Annotated in this window: 1 protein-coding gene; it reads left to right on the plus strand. The window is 43.2% G+C overall.

Annotation, left to right across the window (positions count from 1 at the left end; translation table 11 throughout):
- Positions 1-546: 546 nt before the first annotated feature.
- Positions 547-1,797, plus strand: coding sequence for a group II intron reverse transcriptase/maturase (ltrA, locus tag BMX56_RS29760; protein ID WP_218152514.1), 1,251 nt, complete (start codon positions 547-549; stop codon positions 1,795-1,797).
- The last annotated feature ends 91 nt before the right edge of the window (positions 1,798-1,888 follow it).

The raw sequence follows: 1,888 nt of genomic DNA on the forward strand, positions 1-1,888 counted from the left end.
GGTGTGCCGTGAATTACGAGCCTTCTGAATAAAGGTAAGTAAATGTTGTATAAAAGATGGTAGTAGGCCTACCAGTGTCGCTGTGCAAGCAGAGGCATTAAACCACCTCTCGGTGCTTGATTAGTAATAGTTAGGTATTGAACGGAAAGAGGAAAAGGCTACGGGAAGTAGTCAGGTATGAAAAAGAGAGATGAATGCAAATGAACCATCGATGAAGTGATGAGAGAGCGAAACCCATTGTCAAAAGCTAATGTTCTTGCGTATTAGTGAAAGATTATAGCGGGAACTTGCATACTGGCTATAAGGCAATCGTCATAGAGGTGGCATGACTCTTATTCAGGCTTTTATACGAAACACGGGAAGTCCTTAACGGATGTTAAGAGAAAGGCACAAGCGGGCAATACCCGTGAGGCCGAATACCGAAGCTGTTAAGGATGACGGATGATGCTGTAGTAGTGAAGAAGCCTTTGTAATGAAGGTGGAGCGAAGGGCATCAATTATACAGTTAAGAATATTCTAACAACTTTTAAAAGAAGGAGGATTAAAATGTTTGAGACAACATCAAGACCAGTACCGGTAACGAAAGAAATGGTAAAGAAAGCCTATCGGAAAGTAAAGGCAAACAAAGGATCAGCAGGAGAAGATAAAGAAAGCCTCGAAGATTTTGAGGTGAACTTATTAGACAACCTGTATGTATTATGGAACCGAATGAACTCCGGCAGTTATTTTCCCAAACCAGTTCGCTCAGTATCGATACCCAAAGCAAACGGCAAGAAGCGGGTGTTAGGCATCCCGACAGTAAACGACCGGATTGCCCAACAAGTAGTAAAGGATTACTTAGAACCACGCTTAGAGGCACAGTTTCAAGATCAATCGTATGGCTATCGCCCATTGAAAAGCGCCCATCAGGCAGTAGCAGCAGTCCATGAAAATGTACTCAGGTACGCATGGGTGATTGATATGGACATCAAAAGTTTCTTTGATGAGGTAGACCATGAACTGCTAATGAAAGCTGTAGAGCGGCATGTAGCGGAGCCATGGGTAAAGATGTACATTAGGAGATGGCTGGAAAGTCCGGCGCAACAACCCGATGGAACACTTATTCAAAAGGGAGGGCAAGGTACGCCACAAGGCGGAGTGATAAGCCCTTTATTAGCAAACCTGTTTTTGCATTATGTACTGGACAAATGGCTTTTGAAGCAATACCCCGGAGTAGCATTTGTACGCTATGCGGACGATATTGTAATTCATTGTCACACAGAAACGGAAGCGAAACAATTGCTGGAGGCTATCCGGGCAAGACTTGCAGAATGTAAACTACGTCTTAGCGAAGAGAAGACGAAAATGGTATACTGCCAGAACTATCGAAGGCCCAAGAGGAAAGACTATGGAAAGAAATTCGATTTTCTGGGGTTCACATTCAAACCAAAACCAATAATATCCAAAAAAGGAGGGTTGTTTTTAGGATATGGGAGTACCATAAGTCAAAAAGCACAATCGAGGATAATCGAAGGATGGAAGCAGCTCAGGTGGCATCGGCGAAGTGATTTAACGATGCAAGACATAGCCGATCAGATAAACCCACAAATGGTAGGGATTATCAGGTACTATGGGAAATTTAAGCTACGAGGCCTACAACCATTGATGAAACGCTTTGAGTTTCGTTTAGCCAAATGGGTATTAAACAAGTACAGGAAGTTTAGAGGCAGTTATGGAGAAGCGCATAAATGGATAAGTGAGTTAAAAATCAGCTATCCGGCCATGTTCTATTACTGGACTGTTTTTAAACACGTTTGATGGTATAATAAGAGCCGTATGAAGTGAGAGCTTCACGTACGGTTCTGTGAGAGGCTTGGGCTGAAATGCCCTTGCCTACTCGACCCTCCAG

It is taken from the genome of Mucilaginibacter sp. OK283 (genome assembly GCF_900110415.1).
Taxonomy (GTDB): domain Bacteria; phylum Bacteroidota; class Bacteroidia; order Sphingobacteriales; family Sphingobacteriaceae; genus Mucilaginibacter.

Coding starts and splice junctions, on each gene's coding strand:
- ltrA (WP_218152514.1), top strand. CDS start 547: ATGTTTGAGACAACATCAAGACCAGTACCGGTAACGAAAGAAATGGTA.